This window comes from Streptomyces sp. NBC_01707 (assembly GCF_041438805.1).
Taxonomy (GTDB): Bacteria; Actinomycetota; Actinomycetes; order Streptomycetales; family Streptomycetaceae; genus Streptomyces.
In genome coordinates this window covers 5,940,845-5,958,340 of the sequence record NZ_CP109190.1, presented here as the reverse complement: position 1 = coordinate 5,958,340, position 17,496 = coordinate 5,940,845, and the positions used below count along the sequence as shown (strand labels likewise).

Here is a 17,496-nt window from a genome sequence, read left to right as displayed (position 1 = left end):
GGTTACGGATGCGTAGCCAGAGCTATCCGTCGTACTCCTCACCCTCCAGGGGCTCCCCATGAACACCACCCCCGACGTGATCGACGACGCCCGGACACCGGCGGCCGACGGTCCGGTTCCCCCCTCCGCCACGCTCGGCGGCGACAACAAGCGTTCGATCGAGCAGATCGCGCTGCTGCTCTTCATCGTGGTGCCGTTCGTGGCGCTGGTCGCGGCGGTTCCGCTGGCCTGGGGCCGCGGTGTGAGCTGGCTCGATCTGGGTCTGCTGGTCGCCATGTACTTCACCGGCGTCCATGGCATCACGATCGGTTTCCACCGCTACTTCACCCACGGTTCCTTCAAGGCGAAACGCCCGCTCCGGATCGCCCTGGCCGTCGCCGGGTCCCTCGCCGTGGAGGGCCCGCTGGTGCGCTGGGTGGCCGACCACCGCAAGCACCACCGCTTCTCCGACGCCGAGGGCGACCCGCATTCGCCGTGGCGGTTCGGCGAGACGCTGCCGGCCCTGATGAAGGGGCTGTGGTGGGCGCACATCGGCTGGATGTTCGACGAGGAGCAGACGCCGCAGCACAAGTACGCCCCGGACCTGGTCAAGGACCCGGCGCTGCGCGGGATCTCCCGCCACTTCCTCACGTTCACGATCGTCTCGCTGGCGATCCCGCCACTGGTCGGCGGTCTGGTGACGATGTCGTGGTGGGGTGCGGCGACGGCGTTCTTCTGGGGCTCTCTCGTACGGGTGGCTCTCCTGCACCACGTCACGTGGTCGATCAACTCCATCTGCCACGCGGTCGGCAAGCGTCCCTTCAAGTCCCGCGACCGGTCCGGCAATGTGTGGTGGCTGGCGGTCCTGTCCTGCGGCGAGTCCTGGCACAACCTGCACCACGCGGACCCGACGAGCGCCCGGCACGGGGTCATGAAGGGGCAGGTCGACTCCAGCGCCCGGCTGATCCGCTGGTTCGAGAAGCTCGGCTGGGCGTACGACGTGCGCTGGCCGGACGCGTCCCGGATCGACTCCCGGCGTATCGACTCCCGGCGCGAGTCCGCGCGCGCCGACGCGGCATGATTGACCACGTGGCGACCGACGGCAGCACGAGCAGCGAGAAGAACCGTCCCTCCTCCACCCGGCGGACCCGCCGCGTGAGGATGACGGGCAAGGAGCGCCGCGAACAGCTGCTGGACATCGGCCGCATCCTCTTCGCCGACAAGGGATTCGAAGGCACCTCGGTCGAGGAGATCGCGGCCCGGGCCGGTGTCTCCAAGCCGGTGGTCTACGAACACTTCGGCGGCAAGGAGGGCCTGTACGCCGTCGTGGTGGACCGTGAGATGCGCCAGCTCCTCGACATGGTGACCAGCGCCCTGACGGCAGGGCACCCTCGCGAGCTCCTGGAACAGGCCGCGTTCGCACTGCTCGACTACATCGAGACGTACACGGACGGCTTCCGCATCCTGGTCCGCGACTCCCCCGTCGCCCAGTCGACGGGCACCTTCGCGTCGCTGATCAGCGATATCGCCACCCAGGTGGAGGACATCCTGGGCCTGGAGTTCAAGGCCCGGGGCTTCGACCCGAAGCTGGCCCCGCTGTACGCGCAGGCGCTGGTCGGCATGGTGGCGCTGACGGGCCAGTGGTGGCTGAACGTACGCAAGCCGAAGAAGGCGGAGGTCGCGGCGCATCTGGTGAACCTGGCCTGGCACGGCCTGGAGAATCTGGAGTCGAGGCCGCGGCTGATCGGCCACCGGAAGAACTGACCGGCCACCGGAGGAACCGGCGCGCCGACACGGTGTGTGAGCGGGCCCGCCCTGTCGTCAGGGGTGGGCCCGCCGGCCGTTCACGGCGTCCCGCGCCGAACCGGTTCCGGCACTCAGCCGTCCACCGGTTCCAGGAACTCCAGCCGGTTGCCGACCGGGTCGTGGCTGAAGAACCGGCGGTGTCCCGGCAGGTCGCCGTCCCACCGCACCGGTGCGCCGTGCGCCTCCAGCCGCGCCGCGAACGCCTCGATGTCCGAGACCCGCAGCCCCGGGTGGGCCTTCTTCGCCGGACGGAACTCGGCTTCGATGCCCAGGTGAAGCTGGACGGGGCCCGTCCGGAACCAGCAGCCGCCGCGGGCTGCGAGGACCGGTGGCTTGGGGATCTCCGTCATACCGAGGGCGTCCACGTAGAAGGCGCGCAACGCGTCCTCCGAGCCTGCCGGGGCGGCCAGTTGGACGTGGTCCATCGCGGCGATCATCACTTCTCCTTGTGGGCCACGGCGAAGATGCGGCGGAACGGGAAGACGGTGCCGTGCGGGCCCTTCGGGTAGGCGGTGCGCAGCGCGTCGCGGTATTCGGCCAGGAAGGCGTCCTTGGCCTGCGGGTCGTCCGCGAGCGCCGTCAGGACCGGGCGCAGACCGGTGCCCTTGACCCAGTCCAGGGCGGCGTCCTCACCCTGGAGCAGATGGAGGTAGGTGGTCTCCCAGACGTCCGCCGTGACGCCGGGGGCGGTGATCGCGTCCAGGTATCCGGTGGGGGTCAGGACGGCGTCGGCGTGGCGCAGGATGCCGGTCAGCCGGGAGCGCCAGCGTGGGGAGTCGGCCAGTTCGCGCATCAGGACGTGCGTGGGCTGGTCGAAGTTGCCGGGGACCTGGAAGGCGAACGTACCGCCGGGGGTGATGGCGTCCAGCCAGGCCGGGAAGCGGTCGGCGTGGCCGGGGACCCACTGGAGCAGGGCGTTGGAGACGATCAGGTCGTACGGTTCGGCCGGCGTCCAGGTGGTGGCGTCCGCCTCGGCGAAGTCCAGGAAGGGGGTGGCGTGGGCGCGGGCCTGTTCCAGCATCTGGGGGGAGTTGTCGTAGCCCGTGATGCGGGCCTCGGGCCAGCGCTCGGCGAGGAGGGCCGTCACGTTGCCCGCTCCGCAGCCGAGGTCCGCGATGCGGGGTGCGGGTGCGGCCGGCAGCTCGGGAATGCGGGCCAGGAGGTCGTGGAACGGGCGGGTCCGGTGGTCGGCGTGGCGCAGGTACTGCTGGGGGTCCCAGGTGGGTGTCGTCATGCAGCCAGGATCACCACCGAAGTATCTTGATGTCAAGACACTTGAATTCAAGAGACTTCATGTCGACAGACCCTTTACACTGATCCACATGGAGGACGAGGTCGACCGTCTGGTCGCTGCATGGCGCCGCGAGCGCCCCGACCTCGACGTGGAACCGCTCGAGGTGCTCAGCCGTGTCTCGCGCCTCGCCCGCCACCTCGACCGGGCCCGCCGGATCGCGTTCTCCGAACACAATCTTGAGCCGTGGGAGTTCGACGTACTGACGTCGCTGCGGCGCGCAGGTGCCCCGTATCAGCTCTCCCCCGGCCAGCTGCTGACGCAGACGCTGGTGACTTCGGGCACGATGACCAACCGTATCGACAGGCTGACCAAGAAGAACCTCGTCGAGCGGCTCCCCGACCCCAGCGACCGGCGGGGCGTGCTGGTCCGGCTCACCGCCGAGGGGCGCGACAAGGCCGACCAGTCGCTGGCCGGCCTGCTCGCCCAGGAGCGTGCCATCCTGAGCGAGCTCTCCCGCCACCAGCGTGGTGAACTGGCATCGCTGCTACGCCAGTTGACCGCCCCGTTCGACAACATCCCCGGGTAGCTCGGCCGGTCCGACGCCCGCCCGGCGGGCCAGTGCGACGGCGGCCAGGGTCGAGTGCACGCCCAGCTTCCCCAGCACGTTCTGCATATGCGTACGCACCGTGTGCGGTGAGAGGAAGAGCCGTTCCGCCACCGCCTTGCGGCCCAGCCCCGCGACCATGCAGCGCAGCACCTCGCGCTCGCGCGGGGTCAGCGACTCGACCAGCCGCTCGCTCTCGGTGCGGTGCTTGCGCGCCGCCGTCAGCTCCCGCAGCACCCCGGTGAGCAGCGCGGGAGGAAGATGCGTCTCGTCGCGGAGCACGCCCCGGATGACCGCGAGCAGCCGTTGCAGCGAGCAGTCCTTGGCGACCCAGCCCGACGCCCCGGCCTGCAGCGCGAGCGCGGCCCGGCGCGGGTCGTCCTTCTCGGCGAGCACCACCGTACGGGCGGACGGCTGGCCCGAACGGACGCCGGCGACCAGCGAGAGTCCGTCGACCGGAGCGCTCTCGCCGCTGTTCGGTGCGGGGACCGGGACCGGGCCGGAGGCCATGCGTCCACCGTCCGGCGACAGGGTGCCGAGTTCGGCGTCGACGAGTATCACGTCGTACCTACGGCCTTCGGCGGCCGCCCGCTCCATACATCGCAGCGCGGCGGGGCCACTGCCCGCCGCCGCCACGTCGACGTCCGGTTCGGCCGCGAGGGCCGCCGCGAGCGACTCGGCGAAAATGCGGTGGTCGTCCACCACCAGAACCCGGATACGAACCACAGGCACCCCCATGCTGCGTCTGGTGCGGGGCCACCCCCTGGCCCCCCGACGGGGACGGACCGGTGCGGGCACGACGCCCGGAGCGATGGGTGAACCTCAGTCCTACGGCCGCCGCCGTGTGCCGATTGCCACCCCGCCACGGGCGTCGTACCCGACTGCCTCGTACCCCTGAATCAGCACCGGCCCCCACCGGTGCTGTGCATCAGCGTACGACTGGGGGCCCGGAGCGGAAGGCAATTGACAGAACTGATGGACCTCGGTGTTTAGGGTGTGGTTCATGTTTCTTCTTGAGACAGAAGTAGACAAAGATCGTCGCCTTCTGCTGGGTGAGCGGCTGCACCGCAGCAACAGGGAACGCTCCCCGGAGCTACGCGCCCTGCTCGCCACGCCCGCCGAGCACGAACTCCCGCTGGAGGTATGGGCGATGGACGGCCGAGGCGGGCTGGCCGGCGGGCTGACCGGACGCACCTGGGCGTACTGGCTCCATGTGGATCTGCTCTGGGTCGACGACCGGCACCGCGGCTCCGGCCTCGGCTCGCAACTGCTCGCCGAGGCCGAACGGGTGGCCGTGACGGACCGTGCCTGCACCCGCTCCCGGCTGGAGACCTGGGGGTTCCAGGCCCCCGGCTTCTACCGCAAGCGGGGGTACGAGGTGATCGGGCAGGTCGAGAACTACCCGCCCGGCGTCACCGAGTTCATCCTGACGAAGACCTTCGGCTGACCGACACGCTCAGCCGGTGCGGCGGGCGCCTGCCGACGGGACCGCCGGAAAGACCCCGGGTGTCGCGTATCCCGCCGAAGTGAACGCCTCCAGCACCGACTTGGTGACCGCGTCCGCGTCCGCCTCCTCCACCAGCACGATCGCCGACCCGCCGAAGCCGCCGCCGGTCATCCGCGCCCCCAGCGCCCCGGCCGCGTTCGCCGCGGAGACCACCAGGTCCAGTTCGGGGCAGGAGACCCGCAGATCGTCACGGAGCGAGACATGGCCCGCCGTGAGGACGGGGCCCGCGGCGCGCACATCGCCCGCGTCGAGCAGCGCGATGACCTGCTCCACCCGTGCGTTGTCGCTGACCACATGGCGTACGTACCGCACGACCGACTCGTCGGCGCCGGACTCGGCGAGGGTGTCGAGCGCGGCGTCGAGACCGTCGTACGGAAGATCGCGCAGCGTCCCGATGCCGAGCGCCCGCGCGCCCGCCTCGCAGCCGGCCCGCCGCTCCGCGTACGCGCCGTCGCCCAGCGCGTGCTTGACCCGGGTGTCGACGACCAGCAGCCGCAGACCGTGCGCGGCCAGGTCGAACGGGACCTGACGCTGGGTGAGGTCACGGGTGTCGAGGTGCAGGGCGTGGCCGTCGGTGCAGCAGGCCGACGCCATCTGGTCCATGACCCCGCACGGCACGCCGACGAACGCGTTCTCGGCGCGCTGCGCAAGCACCGCCAGCTCGGACGCGGACAGGCCGAGCTCGAAGAGGTCGTTCAGCGCGAGCGCGGTGACCACTTCGAGGGCGGCGGACGAGGAGAGTCCGGCGCCGGTGGGGACGGTCGAGGTCAGCTGGATGTCCGCGCCGGTGACCTGGTGGCCCGCCTCGCGCAGTGCCCAGACGACGCCGGCCGGGTAGGCCGCCCAGCCGTGCCCGGAGTGCGGGGCCAGCTCGTCGACACGGAGCTGGACGACACCGCCCGGCACGTCGGTCGAGTGCAGCCGCAGCTCGCCGTCGGTACGGCGGGTGACGGCCGCGCGCGCCGTGTGCGGCAACGCGAGCGGCATCACGAAGCCGTCGTTGAAGTCGGTGTACTCGCCGATCAGGTTGACCCGGCCGGGCGCCGCCCAGACTCCTTCGGGTGCGGTGCCGTACAGCTCGGTGAAAGCGGTGACCAGCTCAGCGTTGTCGGTCATGGCGCGGTGGGCTCCTCTCGGCGGGCGAACGTCCAGGCGTCGGAGACGATTCCGGCCAGGTCGGCACGGCTCGGCTGCCAGCCGAGCCGCTCCCTGGCGGTGGCGGCGGAGGCGACCAGCACGGCCGGGTCACCGGCGCGGCGCGGGGCCGCGGTCTCGGGGACCGGATGGCCGGTGACCTTGCGGACGGTCTCGATGACCTCGCGTACCGAGAAGCCGTTGCCGTTGCCGAGGTTGCAGATCAGGTGTTCGCCCGCGGTGGCCGCGTCCAGGGCCAGGAGGTGGGCCTCGGCGAGGTCCGCGACGTGGATGTAGTCGCGTACGCAGCTGCCGTCGGGGGTCGGGTAGTCGTCGCCGTAGACGGAGATCGACTCGCGCCGGCCGAGCGCGACCTGGAGGACCAGCGGAATCAGATGCGACTCGGGACTGTGCCGCTCCCCGTGGCTGCCGTACGCCCCGGCCACGTTGAAGTAGCGCAGCGAGACCGCGGCCAGTCCGTGCGCGGCCGCCTCGCCTGTGATCATGTGGTCGACGGCCAGTTTCGTCGCGCCGTACGGATTGGTGGGGGCGGTCGGGTCGGACTCCGTGATCGGGCTGGACACCGGTTCGCCGTAGGTCGCGGCCGTGGAGGAGAAGACCAGGGTGCGGACGCCCGCGTCACGCATCGCGGCGAGCAGGGCGGTGGATCCGCCGACGTTGTTGACCCAGTACTTCTCCGGGTCGGTGACGGACTCGCCGACCTGGGAGTACGCGGCGAAGTGCAGCACCCCGTCGTAGGAGGGGTCCAGCCAGCGCGCGGCGTCCTGGATGCGGCCCTCGATGAACTCGGCACCGGCGGGGACACCCTCGCGGAACCCGGTCGACAGGTCGTCGAGGACGGTCACCTCGTGACCGGCTTCGAGGAGGTGCGCGGCGACCACGCTGCCGACATAGCCGGCGCCGCCTGTGACCAGGTACTTCTTCCGGGGGCTGAGCCGGGGGTCGCTCTGGGGCTTGCTCACTCGCTCGCTACCTCTCGCAGTCGCTGGGCCGCGGCCTCCGGCGGCACGTCGTTGATGAACACACTCATGCCGGACTCGGAACCCGCGAGGAACTTCAGCTTGCCGGAGGTGCGTCGGATGGTGAAAAGCTCGAGGTGAAGCCCGAACTCCTCCCGCCCGCGGACTCCGAACGGCGCCTGATGCCAGGCCGCGATGTACGGGGTCGGAGGCTCACCGGGGCCGAAGATCCGGTCGAATCGCCTCAAGAGTTCCAGATAGATCTGTGCGAACTCCGTGCGCGCGCCTTCGTCGAGTTCCCGCAGGTCGGGAACGCGCCGGCGCGGGTGCAGATGCACCTCGTACGGCCAGTGCGCCGCGTACGGGACGAAGGCCACCCAGTGCTCCCCGGTCAGCACCACGCGATCGCCGTCGGCCAGCTCGCGGGCCACGATGTCGTCGAAGAGGTTGCCGCCGGTCCGCTCGCGGTGCGCCTCCATCGAGCGGAGCATCAGCTCGGTGCGCGGGGTGACGAAGGGGTACGCGTAGATCTGCCCGTGCGGATGGCCGAGCGTCACACCTATCTCGGCGCCCCTGTTCTCGAAGCAGAACACCTGCTTGACCTGCTCGAACCCGGCAAGTTCGGCGGTGCGGTCGGTCCAGGCGTCGAGGACCAGGGCCGCCTGCTCCTCGGTGAGGTCGGCGAAGGACGCGTCGTGGTCGGAGGTGAAGCAGACGACCTCGCACCGGCCCGAGTCACCCGCGAGCGAGGGGAAGCGGTTCTCGAAGACCACCACGTCGTACCGGTCGTCGGGGATCTCGCTGAGCCGCCCCTCCCGGGACGGGCAGAGCGGGCACTCGTCGGCCGGCGGGTGGTACGTGCGGCCCTGACGGTGCGAGGCGATGGCGACGCTGTCCCCGAGAAGGGGATCGCGGCGGATTTCGGAGGAGGTCGATACGGCGTCCAGCGGCCGCCGGTCGACGGCGTCCCGGACCACGTCGTCGCGGCTGTCGTAGTAGAGCAGCTCCCGGCCGTCGGCGAGCGTCGTAACCGTCTTCTTCACCAGGTTCCTCCAAACATAACCGCACACAACAAACCACAAGCCAACACGCACGTCAATGCTCCGGCGCCGCCGTATGTGACCTGGGTCTCCTGTGGGCCGCAAGCCCGTCAGGCCTGGAATTTTCCCCTCATCCGATCACAATCCAACAAAGGACCCCAAGCAAACTGTTCATTTTTTGACAACAGGAGCGTAGGTTTCTGCAGGTTCAGTTCGCGCAACGAAGCGAGTACCCCCCATGCAATATCTGGCCGAAGGGCTCCGGCTGCCCACGAACGGGCTCGACTACACGATTCTGGCGATCTACTTCGTCGTGGTTCTCGGCATCGGCTTCGCCGCCCGGGCCAGCGTGAAGACCAGCCTCGACTTCTTTCTCTCCGGACGTTCACTGCCCGCCTGGGTGACCGGTCTCGCGTTCGTCGCGGCCAATCTCGGTGCCACCGAGATCCTCGGCATGGCGGCCACCGGCGCGCAGTACGGCGTCGCAGTCGTCCACTGGTACTGGATCGGCGCCATCCCCGCCATGGTCTTCCTCGGCCTGGTGATGATGCCCTTCTACTACCGGTCGAAGGTCCGTTCCGTACCGGAGTTCCTGCTCCAGCGCTTCGACAAGTCCGCGCACCTGCTGAGTTCCATACTCTTCGCCTTCGCCGCGATCCTGATTGCGGGCGTCAACCTGTACGCCCTGTCGATCGTCGTGGAGGCGCTCCTCGGCTGGCCGCAGTGGGTCGCGATCGTCGTCGCGGGCCTCTTCGTCCTCGTCTACATCACCATCGGCGGGCTCTCCTCGGCGATCTACAACGAGGTGCTGCAGTTCTTCGTCATCCTCGCCGCGCTCATCCCGCTCACCCTGCTGGGCCTCAAGCGCGTCGGCGGCTGGGACGGTCTGACCGGCTCGCTGGAGAAGAGCCACGGCTCCGACTTCCTCTCCGCCTGGGGCGGTACGGGCATCGGTGACGCCAACCCGCTCGGCGCCAACTGGCTGACGATCATCCTCGGCCTCGGCTTCGTGCTCTCCTTCGGCTACTGGACGACCAACTTCGCCGAGGTGCAGCGCGCCCTGTCCGCGAAGAACCTCTCGGCCGCCCAGCGCACGCCGCTGATCGCCGCGTTCCCGAAGATCTTCATCGTCTTCCTCGTGATGATCCCGGGCCTGGTCGCCGCCGTGCTCGTACCGAAGATCGGTACGCCGGGCTCGGACCTCACGTACAACGACGCGATCCCGCTGCTGATGCAGGAACTGCTGCCCAACGGTGTGCTCGGCATCGCCGTGACCGGTCTGCTGGCCGCGTTCATGGCCGGCATGGCGGCCAACGTCTCGTCGTTCAACACGGTGTTCACGACGGACATCTGGGCGCGCTACGTGAAGAAGGACCAGCCCGACGCGTACTACCTGCGGTTCGGCCGGCTGATCACAGCGGTCGGCGTACTGGCCTCCATCGGCACGGCCTTCATCGCCGCCAGCTTCTCGAACATCATGAGCTACCTCCAGACGCTGTTCTCGTTCTTCAACGTCCCGATGTTCGTTGTCTTCATCATCGGCATGTTCTGGAAGCGCGCCTCGATGAAGTCCGGGGTCTGGGGGCTCCTCGCGGGCACCACCGCCGCGATGGTCAACTACTTCTGGATCTACAAGCAGGGCGTCATCGAGATCCCGACCGACCAGGGCGCCAACTTCGTCTCCGCGATCGTCGGCTTCGTCGCCGGTGCGGTGGTCATGGTCGCCGTCACCCTTTTCACGGCTCCGAAGCCCGAGGCCGAACTCGCGGGTCTGGTGTACGGAACCGAGTCCCCGGACGCGGTGGAACCACCGGCCGAGGGCGACAGCGCCTGGTACCGCAAGCCGGCCCTGCTCGGCTGGGGCGCGATCGTCATCGCCGCCCTGTGCTACCTGCCCTACTCGCTCTGATCGGAGGCCATCACCATGTCCGAATTCCGCAATGACCTGCACAAGGAAGTCTCCGAACTGGAGCGCAAGTCCGCGACCGCGGCCCGTCTCTTCGACATCCGGCGGATCATCGGCGGCCTCTTCGTGATCTACGGAGTGATCGTCACGCTCGCCGGGATCAACCCGTCCGACGCGGACCTGAAGAAGGCCGAGGGCGTCCACATCAACCTCTGGACCGGGCTGGCCATGCTGGTCCTGGGGCTGTTCTTCCTGCTGTGGCTGAAGCTGCGTCCGGCACCGGCGCCGGACGGCGCCGCCGACAGCGGCCCGGACGCCTGAGCAGTCTCCGCACCGCCCCGAAGGGGCCGGACGTCACCGGACGTCCGGCCCCTTCGGCGTTCCGTCCACCGCCGCGCGGTCCAGCAGCCCGGTGCGGGCCGCAAGCGCCGCGGCCTCCAGCCGTGAGCCGACCCCCAGCTTCATCAGCACCCGCTGCACATGCGTACGCGCGGTGCTCGGCGCGATCCGCATCCCGGCCGCGATCAGCCGGGTGTCCTCGCCCTCCGCGACCCGCACCAGGACCTCGACCTCGCGCGGGGTGAGCATCCGCAGCAGTCGCTGCCCCTCGTCGTCCGGCTGGACGGCCGGGTTGAGCAGCTCGGCGAAGGCACCCTGCAGCAGTTGCGGCGCGACCGCCGCCTCGCCGGCCCGCGCCTTGACCATCGCCCGCTCGACACCCTCTATCCGCTCGTCGTGCCTGACGTATCCGGCGGCGCCGGCCGCGAAGGCCGCCGCGATCCCGCGCGGACTCGGCACCGGCCCGAGCACCACCACCGCCACCTGTGGGCGCTCCCGCTTGATCCGGGCTATCGGGTCGAACGCCCCGGGTTCGGCGGGCGTCGCCGTGCCGAACAGACAGACCTCCGGGGCTCTGCTCACCACGAGTTCCGCCGCACCGGCGGTCGGCGCGGCCGCCGCCAGCACCCGGTGACCCCGCAATTTCAGCGCCGAGGCCAACGCCTCGGCGAGCAGTCTGTGGTCATCGACCACCATGAGCCGCACGCCCATCGAGTTACCCCCCACAGCAATGGAGCCACACCCAGGCGTCGCGCGGCAGACGCCGGTTCGACGACAGCCCCGGCCCCCCGGCCCCTTTGACCCGGCAAGCTACACGCTTGTTCGACGTAGCGCGCCCCTTACCAGGCAGAAGACCCCCGGAATGCCGAATTCTGTGCTGTTCGGGTCCGGTTGACCGACAGTAAGCCGGCGGAAGGGATCGGTGAGCAGGCAGAAAACGACCGGCCCTGCCGGTCGATGTTCGACCGGCAGGGCCGTGGTGCGTGCGCGTACCCGTACCGGGGTCAGCCGGTGGCGAACGAGACCGCGAGGTACTGCTTGTCGTCGAGAGAGCTCTCCCGCGGCTTGCTCACCATCACCTCGGAGATGTACATCCGGCCGTCCGAGTAGAGGATCTCCGCGTAGTCCATGGAGAAGCTGGTCTCCGCGTCCCGGACGGACTCGTCCCCCGGGTTCTCCATGAGAACCGTCTGCTTGAAGGTGGAGCCGTCGATGGAGACGATCTGGCCGCCCTTGTCGTACGGGGGAACCTTGTACGCGATGATGTTGGAGCCGTCCATGCGGATCGGGAACATCGTGTACCGGTCGCCGGCGTCGGCCTTGTCGCTGGTCGGCTTGCCGGTGGTGAGGTCGAACGAGACGATCTCGTTGGTGTCGCCGTAGTCGCCGGTGCCCTCGTGCTCCTCGGTCGGCAGGTAGAGCCGGTTGTTGCCGACGGCCAGCTGCTGGCAGGTCTCGACCTCGGTGGAGCCGCAGCGGGCGGCGTACTTCTCGCCGTCCGCGGCGATCTTGGTGAGGAGCTTTCCGGTCGACGCGTCGATCGAGAAGAAGTCCGAGATCCCACTGCCGTCACCGGCGGTGTCGCCGACGTCGGCCGCGACGACCAGCGGCTTGGTGGAGACGATGCTCGCGTATTCGACACCGGGCGGCATCTTGAACGACGAGAGCGGGGCGCCGGTCGTCGGGTTCAGCGCCTGGATGACGAGCTGCGGGTTGTCGTACGTACCGCACTTGCGGACCACCGCGAGCGCGTCACCGCCGCCGTACCCCTTGTCGTAGCAGCCATCGGTGCCGACCTTCGGCTTCCAGCGCTCGGCGCCGGTGTTCAGGTCGAAGGCGGCGCCGCCCTCGGTGCCGCCCGCGGCGACCGTGGTGCCGCTGAGCGTGACCTCGTCGAACCTCACCGGCTCGTCACCGCTGGTGGCGGCGGTCACCGACTTGCTCCACATCAGCTTTCCGGTGTTCAGGTCGATCCCACCGACCTGGTTGCACGGCGGGTACTTCTTCGCCTTGGTCGGCTTGCTCTCCTCGAAGACGACGGCCGTCCTGTAGTCCTTCGACATGTGCCGGGAGGCAGCACAGAGCTGGCCCTCCAGCGGAACGGACCAGAGCTTTGTGCCCTTGACCTTGTCGTAGCCGACGATCTCGTCGACACCGGTCTTCACATACGCCTTGTCGGTCAGCCAGGAGCCGTCGACCGTCGTGACGTCGCCGACCTTCGGCTCCGGCAGCTGGAAGGCCACGGTGGACTTGGTGTTCGCCGGCACCTTCTCCTTGCCGCCACCTCCGATACCGCTGTCCCCGCCGTCCTTGTCCCCACCGGTGGGACCGGCGGTGGACACCTCGTTCTTCTTGTCGTCGCCACCGGAGGCGAGGAAGATGCCACCGCCGATGATCACCGCCACGGCGACCACGGCGGCAACGATGATCTGCATCTGCGCGGTGAACTTCTTGCCGCCCTTCCCGCCCTGCGGCGGCGGCGCGTACTGCGGCTGCATCGGGGCGGTCGGGTAGCCGTATCCGTAGCCCTGCTGCGGCGGCTGGCCGGGCGGCAGGCCCTGTCCGGCCGGGGGGCCGGGCGGGTAGCCGTAACCCGGCTGCTGCGGATAGCCGTAACCGGGCTGCTGCGGCGGCCCGGCAGGCGGGGTCTGCGGAGCGCCGAAACCACCGGCGGGCGGGGTCTGCGGAGCGCCGAAACCACCGGCGGGCGGGGTCTGCGGAGCGCCGAAACCACCGGCGGGCGGCGGTACCGGTGCCCCGAACCCACCGGGCGGGGTGTCCTGCGGGGCGCCGAACCCGCCCTGGGGCGGTTCGTTGGGCGGCTGGGGCGGCTGAGTCATGGCGTACGTACCTCGAGGGAAGGGGAGTCGGTCGGTCGGGACCTGTCGCGGTCGGTCAGGGTCCGTCGGGTGCCTGCGTGAGCCGTCACTTGCCGAAAGCCATCATGGTCTTCGTCTCCAGCTCTTCCTTGTCGTTGCTCGCGCTGACCCGCCCGCTCGCGATGAAGGAACGCCCACCCGCGTAGACGACCTTCGCGTTGTAGAACGAGCTCTCGATCTGGGACGTCGACTCCGGGTGCCGGAGCAGCATCTGCGGAGTGCCACCGGTCGGGGCGAGGGTGGCGATCCCGCCGCCCTTGTTGTACCCGGCCTCCACGTAGAGCAGCACGTTGCCGCCCTCCATCCGCAGCGGCTTCACGGTCTGCTCGGCGGGAGCCGAGGCCTTCCACTTCGGCTTGCCGGTGTTCAGGTTGAACGCGACGACCTTGTTCGTACGGGCGGTACCGCTGGAGTCGGGTTCGGTCGCCATGTAGAAGGTGTTGGCGTCGGCGGCGACACCGACACAGCCGTCCAGCGACTTGCCGAAGATGGCGAAGGCGCTGCCGCAGTCCGGTGCGAACTTGTCACCCTTGTCACCGACCAGCTGGGAACGGAGCGTGCCGTTCTCCTTGATGGCGAGGATGCTCCACTTCTTCTTCTCTCGCTGGGTCAGCGAGACGACGAGCGGGCTCACCGAGTAGACCCGGTCTATCTCCCAGCCACGGGCCGGCCGGTACGTCCACTTGGGCTTGCCGGTGGCCGCGTCGATCTCCTGGATCTGGTGCTGGGGGTTGTCGAGGTCGTCGGTGCGGCAACTGGAGGCGGCGATCAGCTTGGGGCCCCCGGCGAAGGCGAACGGCTGGCAGTTGCCCGCCGGCTTGCCGAACAGCTCCTTGCCGTCGCTGACCCGGTAGGCGTTGGAGTTGCTGGTCCGGCCGACCGTGACGGTGTCCGCGCTGATGGCGAGGGAGATGTCCGACATCATGTCCCAGATGCCGTTCTTCTTGATCGACTTCTTCCAGCCGGCCTTGCCGGTGTTGAGGTCGATCATCTGGAGGTCCGAGCAGTCCGCCTTGTCGGTGGTGCCGTTCTTGACCCCGACGACGATCTTGCCGTCGGTGGTGGTCTGCGAAGGCGCGGCGCACATGTCGGCGGGCAGCTTCAGCGTCCACTTCCGCTTGCCGTCGGCGACCGAGTAACCGGAGACCGCGCGGTACATGCCCTTGACGACGGTGTCGCCGACGACCCAGGGGCCGTACACGTCCGCGCCGTTGCGCGGCAGGTCGACGTCGTTCTTCTGCAGCCAGAGGACCTTGGCCTCGCCCGGCTTGCGTCCGACGTTGAGGTCGTCATCGCCAGGTCGTCCGGCGCCGTTGCCGTCGCCCTCGTCGACGGAGGGCGAACCGCTCGGCGCCTTGCCGTCCGTGCTCTCCTGCGCGACGGGCTTCTTGTCGTCGTCACCGCCGCCGGTCGCGAGGAACACGCCACCGGCGACGACGATCGCGGCGGCGACCGCCGCACCGATGATCACTGCGGGCTTCCCCTTGAAGGGGTTGCCACCGCCCGTACCGCCGGGGCCGCCCGGTATCGGGGCGCCGGGGTACTGCTGTTGCGGGTAGCCGTAGCCGGGCTGCGGCTGCTGGCCGTAGGGGCCCGGCTGTTGGGCGTACGGTCCCGGCTGCTGGCCGTAGGGGCCCGGCTGTTGGCCGTACGGTCCGGGCTGGTTGTACGGACCCGGCTGCTGCGGGTAGCCGTAACCGGGGGCCTGGGCCGGCGCCTGCGGGTAGCCGTAACCCGGCTGTGCGGGCGGCGGCGTCGGCGGCGCGGCAGGCATCTGCGGCGGCTGGGCAGGCGGTTGACCCTGCGGCGGCTGCCCGGGCGTCGCGGGCTGAGGACTCCCCTGCGGCGGCTCCTGCGGAGCGCCGAAGCCTCCCTGCGGCGGTTGCTGGCTGGGCGGCTGGGTCATCAGCACGTCCCCCTTCGTGCGGTCCGGTGCCCGTTCCGGTCTCCCCCGCGATTCCGCTGGGCTGAATTCCCCTCGGAAAGGAGCGAATCGGGCATGGCTTCCGCGGCGATACGACAGTCGAGCGGGGCTTCTTTGTACCACCCGCGACGCATCGCACACCGAGTCGGTCCGCCCCCTGTTCCCAAGGGAGAACCGCGCCGTGATGCCCTCGTTACGCCTCGGCCCGTCAGCTGCCGAAGGCCGCCATCGACTTCATCGACTTCTCGTCCTCGTCGTCGATCCCGCTGATCCTCGCGTGCATGAGGATGCAACGCCCGTTCCGGTAGGCGACCCTGGAATCGAAGAAGCCGCGCTCGACCGTGGCGGCTGCCGCCGGGTGCCGCAGCACCATCTGCGGTGTGCCACCGGTCTGCGGGAGGGACGCGATGCCGCCGCCCTTGTTCTTGCCGGCGGCGAGATACATCAGCAGCCTGCCGCCCTCCGTCCGTACCGGCATGAAGGTCTGTCCGGCCGGGGCCGCGGCCTTCCACTTCGCCTGACCGGTGTTCAGATCGAAGGCGACGACCTTGTTGGTGGGGGTGAGGTCGTCCTCGGGTGGCTTGGTCGCCAGATAGACCGTCCGCTCGTCGGCCGCCACCCCCAGGCAGTTGTCGAGGTTCTTGCCCTCGGTGAGGAGGTCACCGCCGCACTTCGTCCCGTATTCTTCGGTCCCGCCGACCAGTTGGGACCGGTAGGTGCCGTTCTCGTTGAGCACGATGATCGCCCACTTGTCCGCCTGCTTCAGCGAGACGACCAGCGGGTTGACCGAGTAGAACTGTGCGACCTCCCAGCCCTTCTTGACCTTGTACGTCCACCGGACCTTTCCGGTGACCGGATCGATCCGCTGCACCTGCTGCTCCTTGTGGTCATCGGCCGCGGTCTGGCAACTGGTGGCGGCGATCGCCACAGGGCCGCTGGCGAAGCCGAACGGCTGGCAGTTGCCCGGCAGTTCCCCGAAGAGCACCGCACCGTCGCTGACCCGGAAGGCATCCGTCCGGCTGGTGCGCCCCACGGTCACGGTGTCACCGTTGATCGCCATCGAGACGTCGGACAGCAGGTCCCAGGCGCCCTGGCGCCGGTATGTCTTGCGCCAGCCGGCCTTGCCGGTCGTGAGGTCGGCCATCTGGAGGGAGTTGCAGAGCGCGTCGTCCGCGGTGCCGGTCTTGATCCCGAAGACGATCTTGCCGTCGGCGGTGGGCTGCGAAGGCGCCGCGCACAGACTCGACGGCAGACGAAGACTCCATTTCCGGCGGCCGTCGGTGACGGAGTAGCCGGTGACCGTCCGGAACATGGCCTTGACGACGGTGTCGCCGACGATCCAGGGGCCGTACACGTCCGAGCCGTTGCGCGGCAGGTCGACGCCGCCCTCCTGGAGCCAGAGGATCTTCGCCTCGCCCGTCCTGCGCTTGGCGTTGAGCGCGTCGGCTTCGGCACGGAGGTCGTGCGTGCCCTGGTCCTCCGCCTTGCCGTCGCCCCCGCCGTCGGGTCCGGGCCCGGGGTCGGTGCTCGCGTTCGCCGTGGGCTTCGACCAGTCGTCGCCGCTCGCGGCGAGCCAGATGCCACCGCCGGCCAACAGCACCACCGCCAGCACGGCTCCGACGACCGCACCGCGCCGGCCCCTGAAGAACCCTCCGCCGCCCGGCCGCGGGGGCTGCTGATACTGCGACTGCTGCGGGTATCCGTATCCGGGCTGCCGCGACGACGGACGGCCGTACGGCCCGGGCTGAGAGGGCGCACCGTACGGCCCCGGCTGCGTGGGCGCGCCGTAAGGCCCGGGCTGCGTGGGCGCGCTGTACGGCCCGGGCTGCATGGGCGCACCGTACGGCCCGGGCTGCGGAACGCCGTACGGACCCGGCTGAGCGGGTGTGCCGTACGGGCCCGGCTGTACCGGCGCTCCGTACGGTCCCGCGGCCTGACCGGGCGGCGGCGCGGAGCCGTATCCGGGCGGTGGCGACGGCCGGTCCGATTCCGGCGGTGGATCGTACGGAGCACCGAAGCTTCCCTGCGGCGGTTGCCGGTCGGGCGGCTGGGCCATCAGCACGTCCCCCTTCGCGCGGATCGGTCCGGCATCTGCACCTGCGCCGGGCGGGCCCTCTTTCTACCACCCGCCCCGCAGGCCACCCGTCACGCCGAAGGCGCGTCA

The 17,496-nt window shown here is 69.7% G+C and carries 16 protein-coding genes; 6 read left to right on the top strand and 10 right to left on the bottom strand.

Going from position 1 to position 17,496, the window contains the following annotated elements:
• Window positions 1-58 precede the first annotated feature (58 nt).
• Complete coding sequence (locus OG963_RS26875; RefSeq protein WP_093776494.1) at window positions 59-1,060, top strand: fatty acid desaturase; 1,002 nt, start codon at window positions 59-61, stop codon at window positions 1,058-1,060.
• Window positions 1,057-1,743, top strand: coding sequence for a TetR/AcrR family transcriptional regulator (locus OG963_RS26870; protein WP_093776492.1), 687 nt, complete (start codon window positions 1,057-1,059; stop codon window positions 1,741-1,743). Before OG963_RS26875 ends, OG963_RS26870 begins: the two co-directional genes overlap by 4 nt.
• A gap of 113 nt (window positions 1,744-1,856) precedes the next feature.
• Here OG963_RS26870 and OG963_RS26865 read toward each other — a convergent pair whose 3' ends face one another.
• Together OG963_RS26865 and OG963_RS26860 are read right to left on the bottom strand one after the other, a co-directional pair.
• The gene (locus OG963_RS26865; RefSeq protein WP_030926778.1) at window positions 1,857-2,222 is read right to left on the bottom strand and encodes a VOC family protein; all 366 of its coding nucleotides are present in this window, start codon (window positions 2,220-2,222) and stop codon (window positions 1,857-1,859) included.
• Window positions 2,222-3,019, bottom strand: a complete 798-nt coding sequence (locus OG963_RS26860) for a trans-aconitate 2-methyltransferase (RefSeq protein WP_319325222.1) — start codon at window positions 3,017-3,019, stop codon at window positions 2,222-2,224. The genes OG963_RS26865 and OG963_RS26860 overlap by 1 nt, the downstream gene beginning before the upstream one ends.
• A gap of 88 nt (window positions 3,020-3,107) precedes the next feature.
• Here OG963_RS26860 and OG963_RS26855 point away from each other — a divergent pair, with 88 nt between their 5' ends.
• Window positions 3,108-3,605 (top strand): MarR family winged helix-turn-helix transcriptional regulator, encoded by a 498-nt coding sequence (locus tag OG963_RS26855; protein WP_093776488.1) that lies wholly within the window; start codon window positions 3,108-3,110, stop codon window positions 3,603-3,605.
• On the opposite strand, the gene OG963_RS26850 is transcribed toward OG963_RS26855, so the two are convergent.
• Window positions 3,564-4,349 carry a response regulator transcription factor gene (locus OG963_RS26850; protein WP_093776486.1) on the bottom strand — a complete coding sequence of 262 codons (786 nt, stop codon included), beginning with the start codon at window positions 4,347-4,349 and terminating at the stop codon, window positions 3,564-3,566. The two genes, OG963_RS26855 and OG963_RS26850, sit on opposite strands and share 42 nt — an antisense overlap.
• A gap of 277 nt (window positions 4,350-4,626) precedes the next feature.
• On the opposite strand from OG963_RS26850, the gene OG963_RS26845 reads away from it, so the two are divergent.
• Entirely contained in the window at window positions 4,627-5,070 is a 444-nt protein-coding gene (locus OG963_RS26845; RefSeq protein ID WP_030926769.1) for a GNAT family N-acetyltransferase, read from the top strand.
• A gap of 9 nt (window positions 5,071-5,079) precedes the next feature.
• Here OG963_RS26845 and galK read toward each other — a convergent pair whose 3' ends face one another.
• Genes galK through galT form a run of 3 tightly spaced genes read right to left on the bottom strand, consistent with a single transcriptional unit; the run spans window position 5,080 to window position 8,287 of the window.
• The gene (gene galK, locus OG963_RS26840; RefSeq protein WP_093776484.1) at window positions 5,080-6,246 is read right to left on the bottom strand and encodes a galactokinase; all 1,167 of its coding nucleotides are present in this window, start codon (window positions 6,244-6,246) and stop codon (window positions 5,080-5,082) included.
• Window positions 6,243-7,247, bottom strand: coding sequence for a UDP-glucose 4-epimerase GalE (gene galE / locus OG963_RS26835; protein WP_093776482.1), 1,005 nt, complete (start codon window positions 7,245-7,247; stop codon window positions 6,243-6,245). The genes galK and galE overlap by 4 nt, the downstream gene beginning before the upstream one ends.
• Complete coding sequence (galT, locus tag OG963_RS26830) at window positions 7,244-8,287, bottom strand: galactose-1-phosphate uridylyltransferase (RefSeq protein WP_319325223.1); 1,044 nt, start codon at window positions 8,285-8,287, stop codon at window positions 7,244-7,246. Before galT ends, galE begins: the two co-directional genes overlap by 4 nt.
• Window positions 8,288-8,522: 235 nt before the next feature.
• Between galT and OG963_RS26825 the strand changes: the two genes are divergently transcribed.
• Together OG963_RS26825 and OG963_RS26820 are read left to right on the top strand one after the other, a co-directional pair.
• On the top strand, window positions 8,523-10,193 hold the full coding sequence (locus OG963_RS26825; protein WP_093776478.1) for a sodium:solute symporter family protein: 1,671 nt from the start codon (window positions 8,523-8,525) through the stop codon (window positions 10,191-10,193).
• Window positions 10,194-10,208: 15 nt separating this feature from the next.
• On the top strand, window positions 10,209-10,511 hold the full coding sequence (locus OG963_RS26820; RefSeq protein ID WP_093776476.1) for a hypothetical protein: 303 nt from the start codon (window positions 10,209-10,211) through the stop codon (window positions 10,509-10,511).
• A gap of 33 nt (window positions 10,512-10,544) precedes the next feature.
• Here OG963_RS26820 and OG963_RS26815 read toward each other — a convergent pair whose 3' ends face one another.
• The 4 genes from OG963_RS26815 to OG963_RS26800 form a co-directional block, all read right to left on the bottom strand.
• Window positions 10,545-11,240 (bottom strand): LuxR C-terminal-related transcriptional regulator, encoded by a 696-nt coding sequence (locus OG963_RS26815; RefSeq protein ID WP_093776474.1) that lies wholly within the window; start codon window positions 11,238-11,240, stop codon window positions 10,545-10,547.
• A gap of 293 nt (window positions 11,241-11,533) precedes the next feature.
• Window positions 11,534-13,369, bottom strand: a complete 1,836-nt coding sequence (locus OG963_RS26810; protein ID WP_371799539.1) for a PQQ-binding-like beta-propeller repeat protein — start codon at window positions 13,367-13,369, stop codon at window positions 11,534-11,536.
• An 85-nt stretch (window positions 13,370-13,454) separates the two neighbouring features.
• Window positions 13,455-15,314, bottom strand: coding sequence for a PQQ-binding-like beta-propeller repeat protein (locus OG963_RS26805; RefSeq protein WP_319739066.1), 1,860 nt, complete (start codon window positions 15,312-15,314; stop codon window positions 13,455-13,457).
• Between the two features lie 226 nt (window positions 15,315-15,540).
• Window positions 15,541-17,388 (bottom strand): PQQ-binding-like beta-propeller repeat protein, encoded by a 1,848-nt coding sequence (locus OG963_RS26800; RefSeq protein ID WP_371799538.1) that lies wholly within the window; start codon window positions 17,386-17,388, stop codon window positions 15,541-15,543.
• Window positions 17,389-17,496: the final 108 nt, after the last annotated feature.